The 927-nt window shown below is 60.2% G+C and carries 1 protein-coding gene; it reads left to right on the top strand.

Annotated elements, in window-relative coordinates; genetic code table 11:
• Nucleotides 1-873 (top strand): IS5-like element ISJsp2 family transposase (locus FG94_RS15995; RefSeq protein ID WP_036213710.1); only part of this gene is annotated, 873 nt, incomplete at its 5' end.
• Nucleotides 874-927 lie beyond the last annotated feature (54 nt).

Raw genomic sequence — 927 nt, 5'->3', positions numbered from 1 at the left:
CTCAAGTCACGCGGTTCGCTGCTGATCTGGCTTGATCCGAAGATGAACTGGCACGGCCAGCCGAGCGGCAAGCGCGGGCGCAGCCAGACGTTCAGCGACGAGGCGATCCAGTTCTGCCTGAGCATCAAGTGCCTCTTCAATTTACCATTACGGCAGGCCATGGGCATGGCGCAAAGCCTGCTGCGCTTGGCTGGACTTCATTCGCCGGTGCCGGACTACAGCACGGTAAGTCGACGGCAAAAAACACTACAGGTGGCCATTGGCGCCACGCCGACTACGACAGGCTTGCATTTGCTGGTGGACAGCACGGGCATCAAGATGTTGGGCGAAGGCGAATGGAAGACGAAAAAGCATGGCGCGGACTATCGCCGCCAGTGGCGCAAGGTGCACCTCGGGATCGACGCGTCCACGCTCGAGATCCGGGCGATGGAAGTAACCGACAACAGTATCGGCGACGCGCCTGTCCTGCCAGCGCTGCTGGATCAAATTCCAGCCGACGAGTCCATCGCCAGCGTTAGTGGCGATGGCGCTTACGACACGAAGGACTGTCACGAGGCGATCGCCTTGCGCGCCGCCCATGCCATCATCCCAACCCGCAAGAACGCCAAGCCCTGGAAGGCGAACCGCTGCGGTGCCGATGCACGCAACGAGATCTTGCACACGACGCGCAGACTGGGTCGGGCGATCTGGAAAAAGTGGAGCGGCTACCACCGGCGCAGTCTTGTCGAAACAAAAATTCGCTGCTTCAAGCTGTTGGGCGAACGGGTCATGGCACGCGACTTCGACCGTCAGGTGGCCGAATTGCAGATACGCGCTGCCGTGCTCAACCGCTTCACTCGGCTGGGTACCCCGGTCACGGTCCCAGTGTTATAAAACTGATTACAAACAGCGTCAGCTCGGCCTTCACTCGATTTGCTCAACAAAGCC

This window comes from Massilia sp. LC238, assembly GCF_000735635.1.
In the GTDB taxonomy this organism is placed as follows: Bacteria; Pseudomonadota; Gammaproteobacteria; order Burkholderiales; family Burkholderiaceae_D; genus Telluria; species Telluria varians.
The sequence above is the reverse complement of the archived record's forward strand: the minus strand, read 5'-3'. Positions and strand labels throughout refer to the sequence as shown.